The sequence below is a fragment of the Burkholderia vietnamiensis LMG 10929 genome (assembly GCF_000959445.1).
Lineage (GTDB): Bacteria > Pseudomonadota > Gammaproteobacteria > Burkholderiales > Burkholderiaceae > Burkholderia > Burkholderia vietnamiensis.
Genome location: NZ_CP009631.1, coordinates 2865381 through 2883876, shown reverse-complemented (window position 1 = coordinate 2883876; position 18496 = coordinate 2865381). Strand labels below are relative to the sequence as shown.

At 65.8% G+C, this 18496-nt stretch carries 18 protein-coding genes and 1 tRNA gene; 11 read left to right on the top strand and 8 right to left on the bottom strand.

Annotation, left to right across the window (positions count from 1 at the left end; translation table 11 throughout):
• The first annotated feature begins 42 nt into the window (after positions 1-42).
• The 7 genes from pstS to phoR all read left to right on the top strand — a co-directional run bounded on the left by pstS (position 43) and on the right by phoR (position 6746).
• Positions 43-1077, top strand: coding sequence for a phosphate ABC transporter substrate-binding protein PstS (gene pstS / locus AK36_RS22960; RefSeq protein ID WP_014722815.1), 1035 nt, complete (start codon positions 43-45; stop codon positions 1075-1077).
• A 95-nt stretch (positions 1078-1172) separates the two neighbouring features.
• A complete protein-coding gene (gene pstC / locus AK36_RS22955) occupies positions 1173-2159 on the top strand; it encodes a phosphate ABC transporter permease PstC (protein ID WP_011884284.1) in 987 nt (328 codons plus the stop codon).
• Complete coding sequence (pstA, locus tag AK36_RS22950; protein ID WP_045579267.1) at positions 2156-3049, top strand: phosphate ABC transporter permease PstA; 894 nt, start codon at positions 2156-2158, stop codon at positions 3047-3049. Before pstC ends, pstA begins: the two co-directional genes overlap by 4 nt.
• 15 nt (positions 3050-3064) lie before the next feature.
• Positions 3065-3913: a phosphate ABC transporter ATP-binding protein PstB gene (gene pstB / locus AK36_RS22945; protein ID WP_011884286.1), complete on the top strand. Its 849-nt coding sequence runs from the start codon at positions 3065-3067 to the stop codon at positions 3911-3913.
• An 18-nt stretch (positions 3914-3931) separates the two neighbouring features.
• Positions 3932-4636 carry a phosphate signaling complex protein PhoU gene (gene phoU, locus AK36_RS22940; RefSeq protein ID WP_011884287.1) on the top strand — a complete coding sequence of 235 codons (705 nt, stop codon included), beginning with the start codon at positions 3932-3934 and terminating at the stop codon, positions 4634-4636.
• 31 nt (positions 4637-4667) lie between these two features.
• Entirely contained in the window at positions 4668-5369 is a 702-nt protein-coding gene (phoB, locus tag AK36_RS22935; RefSeq protein WP_006750313.1) for a phosphate regulon transcriptional regulator PhoB, read from the top strand.
• A 57-nt stretch (positions 5370-5426) separates the two neighbouring features.
• Positions 5427-6746: a phosphate regulon sensor histidine kinase PhoR gene (gene phoR, locus AK36_RS22930; RefSeq protein WP_011884288.1), complete on the top strand. Its 1320-nt coding sequence runs from the start codon at positions 5427-5429 to the stop codon at positions 6744-6746.
• A gap of 117 nt (positions 6747-6863) precedes the next feature.
• Here the strand turns inward: phoR and ppk1 are convergent, their stop codons facing one another.
• Entirely contained in the window at positions 6864-8927 is a 2064-nt protein-coding gene (ppk1, locus tag AK36_RS22925; RefSeq protein ID WP_045579266.1) for a polyphosphate kinase 1, read from the bottom strand.
• A gap of 283 nt (positions 8928-9210) precedes the next feature.
• On the opposite strand from ppk1, the gene ppx reads away from it, so the two are divergent.
• Positions 9211-10725 carry an exopolyphosphatase gene (gene ppx / locus AK36_RS22920; RefSeq protein WP_011884290.1) on the top strand — a complete coding sequence of 505 codons (1515 nt, stop codon included), beginning with the start codon at positions 9211-9213 and terminating at the stop codon, positions 10723-10725.
• A 79-nt stretch (positions 10726-10804) separates the two neighbouring features.
• Here ppx and AK36_RS22915 read toward each other — a convergent pair whose 3' ends face one another.
• Together AK36_RS22915 and AK36_RS22910 are read right to left on the bottom strand one after the other, a co-directional pair.
• Entirely contained in the window at positions 10805-11239 is a 435-nt protein-coding gene (locus AK36_RS22915) for a hypothetical protein (RefSeq protein WP_011884291.1), read from the bottom strand.
• Between the two features lie 142 nt (positions 11240-11381).
• Positions 11382-11458: transfer RNA gene (locus tag AK36_RS22910), tRNA-Pro, on the bottom strand.
• A 161-nt stretch (positions 11459-11619) separates the two neighbouring features.
• On the opposite strand from AK36_RS22910, the gene sixA reads away from it, so the two are divergent.
• The gene (sixA, locus tag AK36_RS22905) at positions 11620-12081 is read left to right on the top strand and encodes a phosphohistidine phosphatase SixA (protein WP_011884302.1); all 462 of its coding nucleotides are present in this window, start codon (positions 11620-11622) and stop codon (positions 12079-12081) included.
• A 160-nt stretch (positions 12082-12241) separates the two neighbouring features.
• Complete coding sequence (locus tag AK36_RS22900; protein WP_011884303.1) at positions 12242-13048, top strand: GNAT family N-acetyltransferase; 807 nt, start codon at positions 12242-12244, stop codon at positions 13046-13048.
• A 178-nt stretch (positions 13049-13226) separates the two neighbouring features.
• Here the strand turns inward: AK36_RS22900 and AK36_RS34010 are convergent, their stop codons facing one another.
• Complete coding sequence (locus AK36_RS34010; RefSeq protein ID WP_011884304.1) at positions 13227-13397, bottom strand: hypothetical protein; 171 nt, start codon at positions 13395-13397, stop codon at positions 13227-13229.
• 135 nt (positions 13398-13532) lie between these two features.
• On the opposite strand from AK36_RS34010, the gene AK36_RS22895 reads away from it, so the two are divergent.
• Positions 13533-13718: a hypothetical protein gene (locus tag AK36_RS22895; RefSeq protein WP_011884305.1), complete on the top strand. Its 186-nt coding sequence runs from the start codon at positions 13533-13535 to the stop codon at positions 13716-13718.
• Between the two features lie 16 nt (positions 13719-13734).
• Here AK36_RS22895 and AK36_RS22890 read toward each other — a convergent pair whose 3' ends face one another.
• The 4 genes from AK36_RS22890 to AK36_RS22875 all read right to left on the bottom strand — a co-directional run bounded on the left by AK36_RS22890 (position 13735) and on the right by AK36_RS22875 (position 18032).
• Complete coding sequence (locus tag AK36_RS22890) at positions 13735-15105, bottom strand: MATE family efflux transporter (RefSeq protein ID WP_045579265.1); 1371 nt, start codon at positions 15103-15105, stop codon at positions 13735-13737.
• Positions 15106-15115: 10 nt separating this feature from the next.
• Complete coding sequence (locus tag AK36_RS22885; protein WP_034193252.1) at positions 15116-15439, bottom strand: DUF2288 domain-containing protein; 324 nt, start codon at positions 15437-15439, stop codon at positions 15116-15118.
• An 849-nt stretch (positions 15440-16288) separates the two neighbouring features.
• Positions 16289-16987: a peptidoglycan DD-metalloendopeptidase family protein gene (locus AK36_RS22880; RefSeq protein ID WP_011884308.1), complete on the bottom strand. Its 699-nt coding sequence runs from the start codon at positions 16985-16987 to the stop codon at positions 16289-16291.
• Positions 16988-17117: 130 nt separating this feature from the next.
• Positions 17118-18032, bottom strand: a complete 915-nt coding sequence (locus tag AK36_RS22875) for an aldose epimerase family protein (RefSeq protein ID WP_011884309.1) — start codon at positions 18030-18032, stop codon at positions 17118-17120.
• Positions 18033-18496 lie beyond the last annotated feature (464 nt).

Here is an 18496-nt window from a genome sequence, read left to right as displayed (position 1 = left end):
CTTCGCGGTGCCGTAGTCATCCGCTCACACACTGGAGGTCTCATGAAATTGATGCAAACCGCGATTGCTGGCCTGGCTGGCGCACTTTTCGCAGTTGCTGCGCACGCTGCCGACATCACGGGCGCAGGCAGCACGTTCGCTATGCCGATCTATACGAAATGGGCTGCCGACTACCAGCAGTCGGGCGGCGCGAAGGTGAACTACCAAGGTATCGGCTCGTCGGGCGGCCTGAAGCAGATCATCGCGAAGACGGTCGATTTTGCCGGCTCGGACGCTCCGCTGAAGGATGAAGACCTCGCGAAGGACGGCCTGTTCCAGTTCCCGACGGTGGTCGGCGGCGTGGTGCCGGTCGTCAACGTGCCGGGCGTGAAGGCCGGCGAACTGACGCTGTCGGGCCCGGTGCTCGGCGACATCTACCTCGGCAAGATCAAGAAGTGGAACGACCCGGCGATCGCCGCGCTGAACCCGAAGGTCAAGCTGCCGGATACGGACATCGCGGTCGTGCGCCGCGCCGACGGCTCGGGCACGAGCTTCATCTGGACGAACTACCTGTCGAAGGTCAACGACGAGTGGAAGTCGAAGATCGGCGAAGGCACGACGGTCAACTGGCCGACGGGCACGGGCGGCAAGGGTAACGACGGCGTCGCGGCGTTCGTGCAGCGCCTGCCGGGCGCGATCGGCTACGTCGAATGGGCGTACGCGAAGAAGAACAACATGATCTACACGGCCCTGAAGAACTCGACGGGCACGGTGGTCGAGCCGAAGACGGAAACGTTCAAGGCCGCTGCAGCCGGCGCGAACTGGTCGAAGTCGTTCTACCAGATCCTGACGAACCAGCCGGGCAAGGAAGCATGGCCGGTCGTCGGCGCGACGTTCGTGCTGCTGCACGCGAAGCAGGACAAGCCGGAGCAGGGCGCCGAAACGCTGAAGTTCTTCAGCTGGGCGTTCAAGAACGGCGAGAAGGCAGCGGACAGCCTCGACTACATCTCGCTGCCGCCGGCAGTCGAAGCGGAAATCCGCAAGCAGTGGAAGACCAAGGTGACGGACGCAGCGGGCAAGCCGGTCGCCACCGAGTAAGCAGCAGAGCGGTTCGCTGCCCGGCCGTGCCGGCCGGGCAGTGCGTGCGGTAAGGCCGGGCGTCACGGCGCCCGGCGATCCACAACAGGCACCCAATGTCTGACACTTCCTACACGTCCTTCCGGTCCCCCGATGCCGCGCAGCAACGCGCGCCCGGCCGCCTCGGAGACGTTCTGTTCGGCGGCCTCGCATGGCTTGCCGCGATCGTGACCCTGCTGCTGCTGGGCGGGATCATCGTTTCCCTGATCTTTGCGTCGCTGCCGACCATCGAGAAGTTCGGCTTCGGCTTTTTGTGGCAATCCGAGTGGGATCCGAACTCGGATGTGTTCGGCGCCCTCGTGCCCATCTACGGCACGATCGTGACGTCGATCATCGCCCTCGTCATCGCGGTGCCGGTCAGCTTCGGCATCGCGCTGTTCCTCACCGAGCTGTCGCCCGTGTGGCTGCGCCGCCCGCTCGGCATCGCGATCGAGCTGCTCGCCGCGATCCCGTCGATCGTCTACGGGATGTGGGGCCTGCTCATATTCGCGCCGATCTTCGCGGAATACTTCCAGAAGCCGATCGGCCGCCTGTTCAAGGACGTGTGGGTGCTCGGCCCGCTGACGTCCGGCCCGCCGATCGGGATCGGCATCCTCGCGGCCGGCGTGATCCTCGCGATCATGATCATCCCGTACATCGCGTCGGTGATGCGCGACGTGTTCGAAGTCACGCCCGTGCTGCTGAAGGAATCGGCCTACGGGATCGGCTGCACGACCTGGGAAGTGATGTGGAAGGTCGTGCTGCCCTATACGAAGACCGGCGTGATCGGCGGCGTGATGCTCGGCCTCGGCCGCGCGCTCGGCGAAACGATGGCCGTGACCTTCGTGATCGGCAACACGAACCTGCTCGACAGCGTGTCGCTGTTCGCGCCGGGCAACAGCATCACGTCCGCGCTCGCGAACGAATTCGCGGAAGCGCAACCGGGCCTGCATACGTCCGCGCTGATGGAACTCGGGCTGATCCTGTTCGTGATCACGTTCATCGTGCTGTCCATCTCCAAACTGCTGCTGCTTCGTCTCGAGAAGGGAGAGGGCAAGAAATGAGTCAGCCCATCATGAATTTCCCCGGCCCGGACGGCGCCGTGCTGGAAGCGATGCGCAGCCGCCTGCAGCGCAAGCGCAAGGCGGTCAACGCGATCGCGCTGACCGCGTCGCTCGGCGCGATGGCGTTCGGCCTGCTGTGGCTCGTGTGGATTCTGTACACGACGGTGCACCTCGGTATCGGCGGCCTGTCGCTGCAACTGTTCACCGAATCGACGCCGGCGCCGAACACGACCGGCGGCGGTCTCGCCAACGCGATCGTCGGCAGCCTGCTGCTGTGCGGCTTCGGTACGCTGGTCGGCACGCCGATCGGCATCCTCGCGGGCGTCTATCTCGCCGAATACGGCCAGAAGAACCTGCTCGCGAGCACGATCCGCTTCATCAACGACATCCTGCTGTCGGCGCCGTCGATCGTGATCGGCCTGTTCGTGTATGCGATCGTCGTCGCGAAGTCCGGGCGCTTCTCGGGCTGGGCCGGCGTGATCGCGCTCGCGCTGCTGCAGATTCCGATCGTGATCCGCACGACCGAGAACATGCTGAAGCTGGTGCCGAACGCGCTGCGCGAAGCAGCGGTCGCGCTCGGCACGCCGAAGTGGCGCATGGTGATGAAGATCACGCTGCGCGCCTCGGTGGGCGGGATCGTGACCGGCGTGCTGCTGGCAGTCGCGCGGATCGCCGGCGAAACCGCGCCGCTGCTGTTCACCGCGCTGTCGAACCAGTTCTTCTCGTGGGACATGAGCCAGCCGATGGCCAACCTGCCCGTCACGATCTACAAGTTCGCGATGAGCCCGTTCGCGGAATGGCAATCGCTCGCGTGGGCGGGCGTGTTCCTGATTACGCTCGGTGTGCTCGGACTCAATATCCTGGCACGCTCGATCTTCTCGAAAAAGTAACGGCGGAGCGATCCGATGAATATGGCAGAAAGCCACCTGAATCCCGTCGAGCGCACGGTTGCGCCCGCCGGCACGCAAGACACGGCAAACGACCGCCCGCTCGAGCCGTTGAACGCGAAGATCGAGGTCAACAACCTCAATTTCTTCTACAACAAGTTCCACGCGCTGAAGAACATCAACCTGCGCATTCCCGAAGGGAAGGTGACGGCGTTCATCGGCCCGTCGGGTTGCGGCAAGTCGACGCTGCTGCGCACCTTCAACAAGATGTTCGCGCTCTATCCGGAACAGCGCGCCGAAGGCGAGATCCTGATGGACGGCGAGAACCTGCTGACCACCAAGCGCGACATTTCGCTGCTGCGTGCGCGCATCGGCATGGTGTTCCAGAAGCCGACGCCGTTCCCGATGTCGATCTACGACAACATCGCGTTCGGCGTGAAGATGTTCGAGAAGCTCACGCGCTCAGAGATGGACGACCGCGTCGAATGGGCGCTGACCAAAGCCGCGCTGTGGAGCGAGGTGAAGGACAAGCTGAACCAGAGCGGCTACGGGCTGTCCGGCGGCCAGCAGCAGCGGCTGTGCATCGCGCGCGGCATCGCGATCCGTCCGGAAGTGCTGCTGCTCGACGAGCCGTGCTCCGCGCTCGACCCGATCTCGACGGGCCGCATCGAGGAGCTGATCGCCGAGCTCAAGAGCGACTACACGGTCGTGATCGTCACGCACAACATGCAGCAGGCCGCACGCTGCTCGGACTTCACCGCGTACATGTACCTGGGCGAGCTGATCGAATTCGGCGAGACCGAGAAGATCTTCATCAAGCCGGTACGCAAGGAAACGGAAGACTACATCACCGGCCGTTTCGGCTGATGACGGAGAACAACAGCCATGTCGGATAAACATCTGTCGAGCCAGTTCGACGCGGACCTGAACGCCGTGTCGTCGAAGGTGCTGGAAATGGGCGGACTCGTCGAGTCGCAGATCGTCGGCGCGATGTACGCGCTGAACGAATTCGACCGCGAGGCGGCGGAGAAGGTCGTCACGGCCGAGGAAACGCTGAACGCGATGGAAGTCGAGATCGACCAGGAGTGCGGCAACATCATCGCGCGGAGGCAGCCTGCCGCGCGCGATCTGCGTCTTCTGATGTCGATTTCGAAAACGATTACGAACCTCGAGCGCGCAGGCGACGAAGCCGAGAAGATCGCGAAGCGCGTGCGCCGCCTGATCGACGAGCCGGCCGCGCGCGCGGTCAACATCGCCGAGATCAAGGTGTCGGGCGAGATGGCCGTGACGATCCTGCGCCGGGCGCTCGACGCGTTCGCGCGCCTCGACACGGTGGCCGCCGCGCAGATCGTCAAGGACGACAAGGAGATCGACCTGGAATTCCGTGCGTTCGTGCGCAAGCTCGTGTCGTACATGCAGGAAGATCCGCGCACGATCTCGGTCGGCCTCGAGTACCTGTTCATCGCGAAGGCCATCGAGCGCATCGGCGATCACGCGAAGAACATCGCCGAGTTCATCATCTACATCGTGAAGGGCACCGACGTGCGGCATCAGCCGCGCGACACGCTCGATCGCGAAGCCAACAGTTAATCGACTCCGTATAGGAAGAACAGAGGTGCCGATGCCCAGCAACATTCTCGTCGTCGAAGATGAGCCCGCGATTTCCGAACTGATCTCGGTGAATCTCCAGCATGCCGGTCACTGCCCGATCCGCGCCTACAACGCGGAGCAGGCGCAGAACCTGATCAGCGACGTGCTGCCCGACCTCGTGCTGCTCGACTGGATGCTGCCGGGCAAATCGGGCATCGCGTTCGCGCGCGACCTGCGCAACAACGAGCGGACCAAGCACATCCCGATCATCATGCTGACCGCGCGCGGCGACGAGCAGGACAAGGTGCTCGGCCTCGAGATCGGCGCGGACGACTACGTGACGAAGCCGTTCTCGCCGAAGGAGCTGATGGCGCGCATCAAGGCCGTGCTGCGCCGCCGTGCGCCGCAGCTGACCGAGGACGTCGTGTCGATCAACGGGCTGCGGCTCGATCCGGCCACGCACCGGGTCGCCGCGCACGGCGACGGCAGCGAGATCAAGCTCGACCTCGGCCCGACCGAATTCCGCCTGCTGCATTTCTTCATGACGCATCCGGAGCGCGTGCACAGCCGCACGCAACTGCTCGACCAGGTGTGGGGCGATCACGTGTTCGTCGAGGAGCGCACCGTCGACGTGCACATCAAGCGCTTGCGCGCGGCCTTGAAACCGGCCGGCTGCGATGCGATGATCGAGACCGTTCGCGGCAGCGGCTACCGGCTCGCGAAGCACGCGTAACGTATCCGCACGTGCCGTGTGCCACGGCATGCCGTTCATTCATTCGGGCGCTGAAACATGAACATCATCTGGGCGCGCTTTCTCGTGTCGCTCATGCTGCTCGTGCTGATCAGCGTATTGGTCGGCGTGTTCGCCGGCCCGATTGCGGGCCTCGCGTTCGCGGTCGTGATGCTGGTTGCGCAGGGCTTCTTCAGTACGTTCCACACGCAACGCCTGTGGCGTCTGCTCGATGCGCCCGTCTATGGCGAGGTGCCGAGCGCGCCGGGCATCTGGGGCGAAATCTATTACCGGCTGCACAAGCTCGCGAAGCAGTGGCATGCGCAGGTGCGCCAGGTCGAGCAGCAGCATTCGCGCTTCATCCAGGCGATCCAGGCGTCGCCGAACGGCGTCGCGATGCTCGACGATCACGATCAGATCGAATGGTGCAACGCGATCGCCGAGGTGCACTTCGGCGTCGACGCGAAGCGCGACCTGCGCCAGCACATCACGAACCTCGTGCGCCATCCCGAGTTCGTCCGCTACCTGAACGGGCAGCATTACGACGAGACGCTCGTGATGCGCGGCATGGGCGAATCGCGGCAGAACGTGCTCGAAGTGCAGGTGTTTCCGTACGGCGAGAACCGCAAGCTGCTGCTCACGCAGGACATCACCGAGCTCGAGCGCACCGATGCGATGCGGCGCGACTTCGTCGCCAACGTGTCGCATGAGCTGAAGACGCCGCTGACGGTGTTGTCGGGCTTCCTCGAGACGATGCGCGAGCTGCCGCTGAACGAAGACGATCGCGCGCGTTATCTCGACTTGATGGAGCAGCAGGCGTCGCGGATGCGGCATATCGTGACCGATCTGCTGGTGCTCGCGAAGCTCGAGGGCGAAAGCCGGCCGCCGACGGATCACGCGGTCGACATGCGCGCGCTGTTCGATCATCTGAAGGAGGATGCGCAGACGTTGTCGAACGGGCACCACGACATCACGTTCTCGATCGACGAGACGCTCGGCGTGACCGGCGCGCAGACCGAAGTGTTCAGCGCGTTCGCGAATCTCGTCACCAATGCGATCCGCTATACGCCGGACGGCGGCAAGATCGCCGTGTCGTGGCGGCGCGAGGGCGCGCAAGGCGTGTTTTCGGTCACCGACAGCGGCTTCGGCATTCCGGCGGCCGACCTGCCGCGACTGACCGAGCGCTTCTACCGCGTCGATCGCAGCCGCTCGCGCGACACGGGCGGCACGGGGCTCGGCCTCGCGATCGTCAAGCACGTGCTGCAGCGGCACGACTCGCACCTGTACGTGCAGAGCGAGGAAGGGCGCGGCAGCACGTTCACCGCGCGGTTCCCGGCGTCGCGCGTGATCGCGATCCGGCCCGCGGCGTTCGAGGCGTGAGCGCGTAACGCGCGCGCCGGGCGCTGCATCGGCGCGCGGCCCGGAATGAAAAAAGCACAACCTGCGGGTTGTGCTTTTTTGTTTGCTGCACGGCGCGCGAGCGCGCGCACGGCGTCGCTACGAACAGAACTTCGCGAGCAGCCCGAGCTGCGCGTTGCGGACCGTCTTGCCCGCGCGCCGGCGGCGGTAGTGGCCGTCGCTCTGCATCAGCCAGGCCGACTGGTTGTCGCCGAGGCAGACCGACAGCCCTTCGGCGATCACGCGGCGCTTGAGCTTGCGCGCGCGGATCGGGAACGCGACTTCGACGCGGCGGAACAGGTTGCGGTCCATCCAGTCGGCGCTCGACAGATAGACTTCCTCGGCGCCGCCCGCATGGAAATAGTAGATGCGGTGATGTTCGAGGAAGCGGCCGACGATCGAGCGCACCGTGATGTTCTCCGACAGCCCCGGCACGCCCGGCTTCAGTGCGCACACGCCGCGCACGATCAGGTCGACCTTGACGCCGGCCTGCGACGCTTCGTACAGCGCGGCGATCACCGACGGCTCGAGCAGCGCGTTCATCTTCGCGACGATGCGGGCGCGCTTGCCGGCGCGCGCGTTGTCGATCTCGGCGCGGATCGAATCGATGATGCGCGGATGCAGCGTGAACGGCGACTGCCACAGCTCGTGCAGCGTCAGCTCGCCGCCGATGCCGGTCAGCTGCTGGAACACGTGGTGCACGTCCTCGCAGATCTTCTGGTCGGCCGTCATCAGCCCGAAGTCGGTGTAGAGGCGCGCGGTGCGCGGATGATAGTTGCCGGTGCCGAGGTGGACATAGCGGCGCAGCGTCGCCTTGCCGCCTTCGACCACGCGCCGCACGATCAGCATCATCTTCGCGTGGCACTTGTGGCCGACCACGCCGTACACGACGTGCGCGCCGACCGCTTCCAGCTGCGACGCCCAGTTGATGTTGGTTTCCTCGTCGAAGCGCGCGAGCAACTCGACGACGACCGTCACTTCCTTGCCGTTGCGCGCGGCTTCCATCAGTGCGTCCATCAGCGGCGAATCGGTGCCGGTGCGATAGATCGTCTGCTTGATCGCGACCACGCTCGGATCCTTCGCGGCCTGCTGCAGCAGCTCGAGCACCGGCTGGAAGCTCTCGTACGGATGGTGCAGCAGGATGTCGCCGGCGTCGATCGCGTCGAACATCGTCGGCGCATTCGCGATCGCGGGCGGGATCGACGCGACGAACGGCGCGAATTTCAGGTCGGGGCGGTCGACGAGATCGGGGATCTGCATCAGCCGCACGAGGTTCACCGAGCCTGCCACGCGGTAGCAGTCCTTGTCGCCGAGGCTGCTTTCGTCGAGCAGGCGGCGCACGATGTGCGCCGGCGTGTCGGCCGAAACTTCGAGGCGCACCGCGTTGCCGAGGTGGCGCGCGGGCAGTTCGCCTTGCAGCGCGACGCGCAGGTTGGTGATTTCGTCTTCGTCGACGAACAGCTCGCTGTTGCGGGTGATGCGGAACTGGTTGCAGCTCTTCACGACGAGCTGCGGGAACAGTTCGCCGACGAAGCGTTGCATGAACGAGCTGAGCAGCACGAAGCCGTGCTCGAAGCCCGACAGCGATTGCGGCATGCGCACCACGCGCGGCAGCGCGCGCGGCGCCTGCACGATGCCCATCACCGCCTGCCGGCCGAACGCGTCGCGGCCTTCGAGCTCGACCACGAAGTTCAGGCTCTTGTTCAGCACGCGCGGGAACGGATGCGCGGGATCGAGGCCGATCGGCGTGAGCACCGGCAGCAGTTCGTCGAGAAAGTAGCGGCGCGCCCATTCGAGCTGCGCGTCGTTCCAGGTGTCGCTCGCGTGGAAGTAGATGCCTTCCTGTTCGAGCGCGGGCAGCACGGTTTCGTGCAGCATCGTGTACTGGCGATGGACGAGCCGCTGCGCGCGCTCGACGACGAGATCGTAAGCGTGTTGCAGCGACATGCCGTCGGGCGTCAGCGCACCGGGATTGTCGCGGATCTGTTCCTGCAGGCCCGCCATCCGCACCTCGAAGAATTCGTCGAGGTTGCTGCTGGTGATGCAGATGAAGCGCAGGCGCTCGAGCAGCGGCACTTGCGGGTCGGCGGCCTGGGCCAGTACACGCTCGTTGAAACCGAGGATGCCGAGTTCACGATTGAGTAGCGGGTAGCGAGCGGACATCGGCAGAGTAACGGATGATTCGGGCGATGATTCGAAAGGACGCTCGGAAACTCTCACGGTAGGATGACGTGCTGATGACGTTGGTTTATTGGTATCTGGAAATTCTACGCCGGAACCCGTTTCGTCTCATAAATGTTTCGGATATATGGAATCTACCTGTTTACATGCCCGTGAAGCGTGGCAATGGCAAGGGTTCCACGCTTAAAATGACGCCTTTGACAGTCGTCCAGCGGGCCTGACCGGTTGCGGTTGCCGCGGGCGTACGCGCACGGAGCCCCTTCTGATGGTTACATCCCCCCACTTGCTGGCGGCCGTCGATCTCGGCTCGAACAGCTTCCGGCTCATCGTCGGGCGCGTCGAGGAAACGTCGGCGGGCAGCCAGATCTATCCTGTCGATGCGTTGCGCGAGCCCGTTCGACTGGCCGCGGGGCTGTCGAGCGACAAGATGCTCGACCGTGCGTCGCAGGAGCGTGGCTGGGACGCGCTCAAACGGTTCGGCGAGCGCCTGCGCGATTTCCATCCCGATCATGTGCGCGCGGTGGCGACCAATACGTTGCGGGTCGCGAAGAATGCGGGCGAATTCCTCGGCGAGGCCGAGGCGGCGCTCGGATTTCCGATCGAAGTGATCGCCGGTCGCGAAGAGGCGCGGCTGATCTACGCAGGCGCTGCGCATTCGGTGCCGGCGAGCGCGGGCAAGCGGCTCGTGGTCGACATCGGCGGCGGCTCGACCGAGTTCATCATCGGCTCGCACTACACGCCGCTCGTGATGGAGAGCCTTTATATCGGCTGCGTGAGCCACAGCCGCACGTTCTTTCCGGCCGGCAACGTCGACGAATACACGATGCGACAGGCCGAGCTCGCGGCCAAGCGCGAGATCCAGATCATTTCCAGCGAGTACAAGAAGGCCGGATGGGACCAGGCGATCGGGTCGTCCGGTACCGCGCGTGCGCTCGCCGAGCTCGTCGAGGCGAACGGCTTCAACGATGCGGGCATCACGCACGGCATTTCGCGCGGCGGGCTCGAGCGCCTGAAGCGCGCGCTGATCAAGTCGGAGAACGTGAACCGGCTGAAGCTGATCGCGCTGAAGCCCGATCGCGTGCCGGTGCTCGCCGGCGGCCTCGCGATCATGCTGGCCGTGTTCGAGGAGCTGGGCGTCGACTATGTCGATACGACCGACGGCGCGCTGCGTCTCGGCGTGCTGTACGACCTGCTCGGCCGCACGCAGCACGAGGACATGCGCGCGGTGACCGTCGAGGGCTTCACGCGCCGCTACGGCGTCGATCGTGCGCAGGCCGGGCGGATCGCCGCGCTGGCCGTGCGGTTCTACGACGAACTCGAGGAAGGCGACGACGAGGCGCGCGAGGAAGGCCGGACGTTTCTGGGCTGGGCCGCTGCGCTGCACGAGATCGGGCTGTCGATCTCGCACAGTTCGTACCACAAGCATTCGGCCTATATCGCGAGCAATGCGGACATGCCGGGCTTTTCGCGTACCGATCAGGCGCGCCTCGCCGCGCTCGTGCTCGGGCATGCGGGCAAGCTCGGCAAGCTGTCGCAGGCGCGCGACGTCGAGTGGCCGCTGCTGTTCTGCCTGCGGCTCGCCGCGCTGCTGTGCCGACGCCGCACGGACGCCGGGCTGCCGGACATTTCCGTGTCGCAGATGAAGAAGGGCGGGTATGAAGTGCGCCTGCCGGGCGCATGGGTCGAGCAAAACCCGCTGACCGACTACAGCCTCAGCCAGGAAGCGGCCGAGTGGGAGAAGGTCGGTATTCCGTATCGCGTCGTCTATACCGGCGCTTGATGCGTTCGGCGTTCGGCGTTCGGCGTTCGCGCGTGGGCGGGCGGCGCGTTTGCGCGCGCCCGGATTCTGCGCGACTCGCTCAGTCAGAGCACACGATCGCGGTCAGGAACGGAAACGCCTGCTTGACGGTGGCGTCGCTGCCTGCGTTGCGCACGGCCGTCTCGACGGCGCTCTTCGTGCCGTGCACGACGACGCCATAGGCCCATTCGCCGATCGGCGTGCCGGTGCCCGAGCGGAAGATCGGGTCGTTCGCCTGGTAGCCGAGCACGACGTAGACGCCGAAGCCATAGGCGGTCAACGGATGGCTCGTACGGAACGCGTTCACCGAATTCGGTTCGACGTGCATCGGCTGCGACTCGATGTCGCCCGCGGCGAGCAGCGGCGCGACGAACTTGTGGCCGTTCGAATGACAGTCGAGCGCGGCGTCGATCGATTTGCCGGGTGCGGCGTTGCACGATGCGGCGAACGCGAGCAGCGCGCCGAAGAGGGCGGTTTTGAAAATTGGGTCGTTCATGCGCGGTTGCGAGTTTGATCACGGATATTATCGCGTGGTGTCGCAAGATTCGTGCGTGGGCGGGCGCCGGGGAAAACCGGTCGCTACTGCGTAAAAAGAAAAAGGGGTTACACGCTTTTGGCATGTAACCCCTTGATTCCTTTGGTCGGAGCGATAGGATTCGAACCTACGACCCTCTGATCCCAAATCAGATGCGCTACCAGGCTGCGCTACGCTCCGACGAGCCAAAGATTCTAGCGTCTAATGGGTCGCTGGGTCAATCCCGTTATCCACATGCCGCGTTCGACCACGAACGCCCACCGATTGGCGACAATACCAACGATGACCGTCCGCCGCGCACACGTACGGCCGGACGGTTCGCCGACACATGGAGAGACACGATGATGAATCTGATCCTGTGGCGTCACGCCGAGGCCGAGGACTACGCGGCCAACGATCTGGCGAGACAACTGACCACCCGCGGCCGCAAGGAAGCGCAGGCGATGGCCAAATGGCTGCGCGGCCGGCTCGAATCGAGCAGCGTGATCCTCGCGAGCCCGGCGGCGCGCACGGTGCAGACGGTCGAGGCGCTCACCGACCAGTACCGGACCGTCGATGCGCTCGCCCCGGGCGGCAGCGTGGACGACGTGCTGGCCGCCGCAGGCTGGCCCGACGGCATCGCACCGACGGTCGTGATCGTCGGCCACCAGCCGACGCTCGGCTGCGTCGCCGCCGAACTGATCGCGCGCAACGGCGACAGCTGGAGCGTCAAGAAGGGCGGCATCGTGTGGCTCGCGAGCCGCACCCGCGACGGCAACCATCAGGCCGTGCTGCGCGCCGTACTGACGCCGGAGCTTGTCTGAAGCGGTTTTCGTGCCATTGATCATACGGTTGCGTAAGCTTTCTGCTAAAGTCAATTCGGCGACACGTCATTGAAAGGACACGGTCGTGCCACAGAACGGTAACGACCGGTTACTACATTGGCTGGCATGTCGTCCTATTCCTTACGACCAGGAAAGCCTAATGCGAGAACTGCCGACGCCTACGCTCCCCTTCGCCTCGCTGCCCCTCGATACAGCGCGGCGCCATCTGCCGCGCGCCGCTGAAACCGTCACATCCGAGTACCGTCTGCGGGCCGCCTGGGCGCGCACGGAAGACGAACTGCGCGAGGCGCAGCGCCTGCGCTACACCGTATTCGCCGAAGAGATGGGCGCGCAGGTCAGTGGCCCGTCCGGTCTCGACGTCGATCCTTTCGACGCCTACTGCGACCACCTGCTGGTCCGCGATCTCGATACGCTGAAAGTCGTCGGCACGTATCGCGTGCTGCCGCCGCACCAGGCGGCCCGCGTCGGCCGGTTGTACGCCGAGGGCGAATTCGACCTGTCGCGCCTGACGCACCTGCGCGGCAAGATGGTCGAGGTCGGCCGCTCGTGCGTGCACAGCGACTACCGTAGCGGCGCGGTGATCATGGCGTTGTGGGGCGGTCTCGGCGCCTACATGATGCAGAACGGCTATGAGACGATGCTGGGCTGCGCGAGCGTGTCGATGGCCGACGGCGGCCACTATGCGGCGAACCTGTATCAGTCGCTGCCCGCCCACTCGCTGACCGCGCCCGAGTACCGTGCCTTCCCGCACACCGCGCTGCCGGTCGACGAGTTGCAGACGGGCACCGTCGTTGCGCCGCCGCCGCTCATCAAGGGCTATCTGCGCCTCGGCGCGAAGATCTGCGGCGCACCGGCCTGGGATCCCGACTTCAACTGCGCCGACTTCCTGACACTGTTCCGCCTGTCGGACATCAACGCGCGCTACGCCCGGCACTTCCTGGGCTGAGCACTGCCGCTTGCCTGCGCGTCGCGCCCGACGCGCGCGCGCACGAACGCCATCACGCGCCAATGCGCCGCGTGATGGCGTTTGCTTTTCGCGGCACACACCGGCCGCTCCAGCGTGCGCATGTCCGCACGTTGGACGCGCCGCTCACGCGGCGGACCCGACGACGCAGCGGCGTGCGCTAATGCTTGCGCCGCCAGTCGAGCAGATGGTGTTCCGCCATCCAGTGATGGATCATCCCTTCGCCACCGTGGGTGCGCTTGTATTCGCGCGACTCGAAGTAGGACAGCGCGATGAGCACCATCACACCGATGAACAGGCCGATCAGGCCGGCGATCTCTTCAGACATCATGGCAGCCTCCTTTCAACGGCACAGCGCCATGTTTGCATGGTAGGACATGTGCGCGACGACTCCTAACCCGGAATTCGGCTAGACTCGGCCCGGTTCCGGCGCGCGCTGGGCGCGCCGTTTTTCGGAGCCTTCCCGATGACCCGTTTGATGCTGTTCGTGCTGGCCGTGTCGATTCTTGCCGGTTGTGCCGGCGATCCTCGCGAGGCACGCCGCGGCCACCCGCCGCAGGATCCAGCCGACTACCACGGCGTGCCGACCGACATGACGCCGCCGTCGATGCTCGATGTGTCGCCGGCGCCCGCGGGCGCTGCGGCGCAATAGCCGTTGCCCGAGGCGCTCAGGCGCCGGCCGCCGGCCCGTCGGCGCCGATGCGCCGCACGAGCGCCGGCAGATGGCGTGCGAGTGTCGCGCCACGCGCGGCCATGAACAGCAGCAGTGCGAACCACAGTCCGTGGTTGCCGAACGGGCCGACGGCGACGAGCGTCGCAGCGATGAAGACCGCGAGCGATGCCACCATCGCGCGCATCAGCGACTGCGTCTGGGTTGCGCCGATGAACACGCCGTCGAGCAGAAAGCCCCACACGGAAACGATCGGCGAGACGGCTGCCCAGGGCAAATAACGCAGCGCGACGGCGCGGATGTCTGCTTGGTCGGTCAGCCGCGCGACGATCCAGCCGCCGGCTGCCCAATAGACGAGCGCGAACAGCAGCGCACCCAGCGCCGACCACAGCAGCGTGACGCGCACGGCCTGCCGGAACGTCGCGCGATCGCGTGCGCCGGCTGCGGCGCCGACGAGCGCTTCGGCCGCGTGAGCGAAGCCGTCGAGCCCATATGCCATGAAGGTTTGGAAATTCAGCAGCAGCGCGTTTGCGGCGAGCGTCGCGTCGCCCTGTTGCGCCCCGAGATGCGCGAACCAGCCGAACGCGCCCAGCAGGCACAGCGTGCGCAGGAAGATGTCGCGATTGAGCGCGATCAGCCGCGTGAGCGCTATGCGATCCACCAGCGCATGCGCCGCGAGCGGCCCGAGGCCGCGCGGCCGCAGCCGCCACAGCATCCACGCGCCGAGCGCGAAGCCGCACGCGTCCGCGGTGGCCGTTGCGGCGCCGATTCCGGCGATGCCCCAGCCGAAGCCGTACACGTAGAGCAGCACGGCGCCGATGTTCACCGCGTTGATGAACACCTGCGCGACGAGGGCGAGCCGTACGCGCTGCACGCCGAGCAGGTAGCCGAGCACGACGTAGTTCGCCAGCGCGAACGGAGCGCTCCAGATGCGTGCGCGGCTGTAGGCGAGTGCCGTCGCATGCACCGCGTCGCTGCCGCCGAGCGCGGTCAGTGCGAACGACAGCAGCGGTACCTGCAAGGCGAGCACGGCGGCGCCGAGCGCGAACGCGACGATGAGCGCGCGCAGCACGCTCAGGCGGATGCCGGCTGCGTCGCGGGCGCCGTGCGCCTGCGCGACGAGGCCGGTCGTGCCCATCCGCAGGAAGCCGAAGCCCCAGAACACGAAGTTGAAGACGAGGCCGCCGAGCGCGACGCCGCCGAGATACTGCGCGCCGTCGAGATGGCCGGCCACGGCCGTGTCGACCGCGCCGAGCAGCGGCTGGGTCAGGTTGGCGAGGACGATCGGGAACGCGAGCGCGAGGACGCGCCGGTGCGAGACGGCGGCCGATGCGGTGTCGGCCGCGTGCGGTAAGGCGGATTCGGACATCGCGAACGCGTCAGGCGCGTTCCTGCACGCACACCCACGGCGACACGACTACCGCCCACAGCTCCGGATCGCGTGCCGCGTAGTCGGAAGCGGTTGGTGCCGGCATGCGCGCGACGAGGCCGGCCGACAGCCAGCGCGTGACTTGCTCGGCGTCGTCGCTGGCGATCGCTTCCGCGACGCTGACGAGATCGAGATCGCGCGCGACCGACAGCAGCTTGCCTTGTGCGAAGAAGCGCTCGAGATCGCACCAGTCGATCTTGGCGGTTTCACCCAGGAGTTTGGCGTAGAGCGGGCTATGCGACGCGCCCGCGGCGGTTTCGTGTTGGGAGGACATCGGTGTTCGGGAGAAAGGCTGCGTGGCGCCACTATAAACCATCCGGGCTATCAGGCGACCGGCTGGCCGTCGCGGCACGGGCGTGCTGCTGGCGTGCGTTGCATGGCGAGGGATGCGCGAGCGTGTCGTCGCCAACATCGCCGGGGTTCGGCGGCGCGATGAACGCCTTCACGATGTCGGTAGCTGTCCCGCCCTGGGGCACGCCGACCATGACCGCGGGCCGATGCGGTAACCGCCGGTCGCGATTGCTTCGTCGTCGCGGCCGACGAAGTGCACGGCGCGCATGTAGCCGCTCGCGCGACGGTTAGAAACCTTCCTCAGTTCGCCGAGCGCGGTGCGTGTCACGTTGCCGTGGGATGTTTGTTGAGTCGGCGCGAGCCGTCCGCCGTCGCTCACGCGGCAATCGCGGCGCGGCTGGAACCCTCGTGCTGAAGCGGCTGAGCGGCCTTTTTGGGCGGTCGGCTGCACGCGGTATCGCGGGTCGCGTCGAGGTCTGCCGAAGCAACCGTCGGCGCGCTTACATCATTGATTCACGCGACCGAAACCACAATGGCGACTGTGGATAGGGAATGTTCGGACTCGTGCGACGGGGCAGTTCAGTGCACGATTTCTCAATGACGCATAAGATCACGACAAAACAGTGATGTGACCATGGATTTGCTTCTGATTGCTACGGGGTTCAGCCTGTTCGGAATCGGCGCGCTGGTGATGTTTGCGAGCCGTGTCGATCCGTTGTCCGGCCGTTTCATCGGTCGTCTGCGCAAGCGCTGAAACAACCTTTCGGATTGCCCTCGCGACGACATGCGATGCATGCCGGCATCTCATGTCGTCCGTCGGCGGCCCGCGCGTTCAGCGCGCGGGCAGGTAGCGTGCGGGGTCGATCGAGCGGCCGCCGTAACGCAGCTCGAAATGCAGCGCGACGCGATCGCTGTCGCTGCTGCCCATCTCGGCGATCGTCTGCCCCTGTGTGACCGACTGGCCTTCCCTCACGAGCAGCGCGCGGTTGTGCGCGTAGGCCGTCAGGTAATCGGCGTTGTGCTTCAGGATGATCAGATTGCCGTAGCCGCGCAAGCCGTTGCCTGCATAGACGACCGTGCCGGTGGCGGCCGCCTGCACCGGCGTACCGGCCGAATTCGCGATGTCGATCCCCTTGGATTTCGATCCGTCGAACGTGCGCACCACATTGCCGGCTGCCGGCCAGATCAGCGCGATGCTGGAAGCCGGTTTGACGTTCGATTCGACCGGCGCGGATGGCGCGGGGCGGCTGCGCGGCGCGCTGCCGGTGCTGGTGCCGGAGGTGGACGCGGTCGTCGTGCCGGGCGGCGGCGCGACGCGCAGTACCTGCCCGACTTCGATCGCATCGGGGTTCGTGATCTGGTTCCAGCGCACGATGTTTGCCAGCGACGTGCGGTTGTCGCGGGCGATCTTGTAGAGCGTGTCGCCGCGCTCGACGCGGTAGTAGCCGGGGCCGACGGGCGCGGAGCCGCACGCGACGAGCAGCGCCGCACAGGCGGCAGCGAAGAGCCGCTTCGTTGTTGTTCCGAACATTGAACCTCGCAAAACGCTGCCGCGCGCGGCGCGGCAGGCAATCCAAAACGTCCGATTTTAACGGGTTCGATCGGCCCGCCGCAGTTTCTGGCCGTAGTCGGCCGGCATGGCCGGCCCGGCGCCGGCGATGTCAGCCGGCGTGCGGCAGCACGCGAATGCGCAGCGTGGCCGTTTCGGTCGCGCCCGGCGCGAGCATGCGCAGCCCGAGACCGTTGTGAATTGCGTCCGGCAGGCCGAGCCACGGCTCGACGCAGTAGAAGTCGGATTCCGGCTTCTCGGTCCACGTCGTGACCGCATACCACGGGATCGAGCCCGGGATGTCGAGCGCGATCTCGATCGTGCGGCCGCGCCCCGGCATCACGATCCGTACCGGCGCGGACGGCGCGCCATCGTCGAGACAGTGGAAGCGGTCGAGGATCTCCGGATCTCCGAGGCTGTAGGACGATTGGCCCGGCTCCGCCGCGCTGATCGAGCCGTCGGCCAGTTGCATGCGGCGTTGCGTCGGCGGCAGCTCGAGCGTGGTCTGGGCGCGTTCTCCGTGCGGCAGCGCGAAATAGAAGTGGTGGCCTGCGTAGTACGGCAGCGGCGTGGCGCCGCGGTTCGTCGTGGTCAGCGCGACGTCGAGCGTGTGGGCATCGACGAGACGGTAGGTCGCTTCGAAGCGGAAATCGAACGGGTAGCTGTCGTGCAGCGCGTCGGTTGCATCGAGCGACATCGCGAGCGCGGCGCCGTCCGGCGACGCGTGTGCCGCGAACGGCAGGTCGCGCGCGAAACCGTGCATCGGCAGGTCGCGGACCACGCCGGCGGCGTCGCGCCAGCGGCCGAGTTCGCCGTCGACGCGATGCCGGCCGAGGAACGGGAACAACAGCGGATTGCCGCCGCGCACACGCGCGAGGTTGGTCCAGTCCGCGGTTTCCGGCCAGAAGATGATCGGCTCGCCGTCGACGTGCCACGACAGCAGGCGGCCGCCGAATTGCGGAGCGACCCGAACGAGCGACGGGCCGGTGTGAAGTTCATGGATGTCGTGCTGCTGGAAGATCGGCATGGCAAGTCGGGATGAACGGGTGAGGGGATGCGCGAGCGCGCTCCATTATCGGGCAGCGACGCGGTCGGGGAAAACCCTTCTCGGGAAATCGCGACTTTTTAACACCGTCGACGGTCGGGATAATGCATCTAAACCGGTGATGTTGCCGGGTCATGACACTTCGAGGAGGCGCCATGGATCTGGCAATGGCAATGGGAATCGCACTGTTCGGCATGTTCACCGGCAGCACGGTATTGTTCTTTTATCAGCTCGGCCGCTGACGACAGGATTCTGTCCGATTCGAAAGGCCCGCCATGCAAATGGCGGGCTTTTTGCTTTCTGTGCGCTTACATATCGCAAGCGTTTGTGCACATCGCCGCAATTAGCGGTCAAATGCCCTTGGCGCAGTAATCATGGCTCGGCATAATCGGGGCGCGTTTTTCGGATGACGCGGTGCGTCGTCCGTCTTCCTACCGATTGTTCAC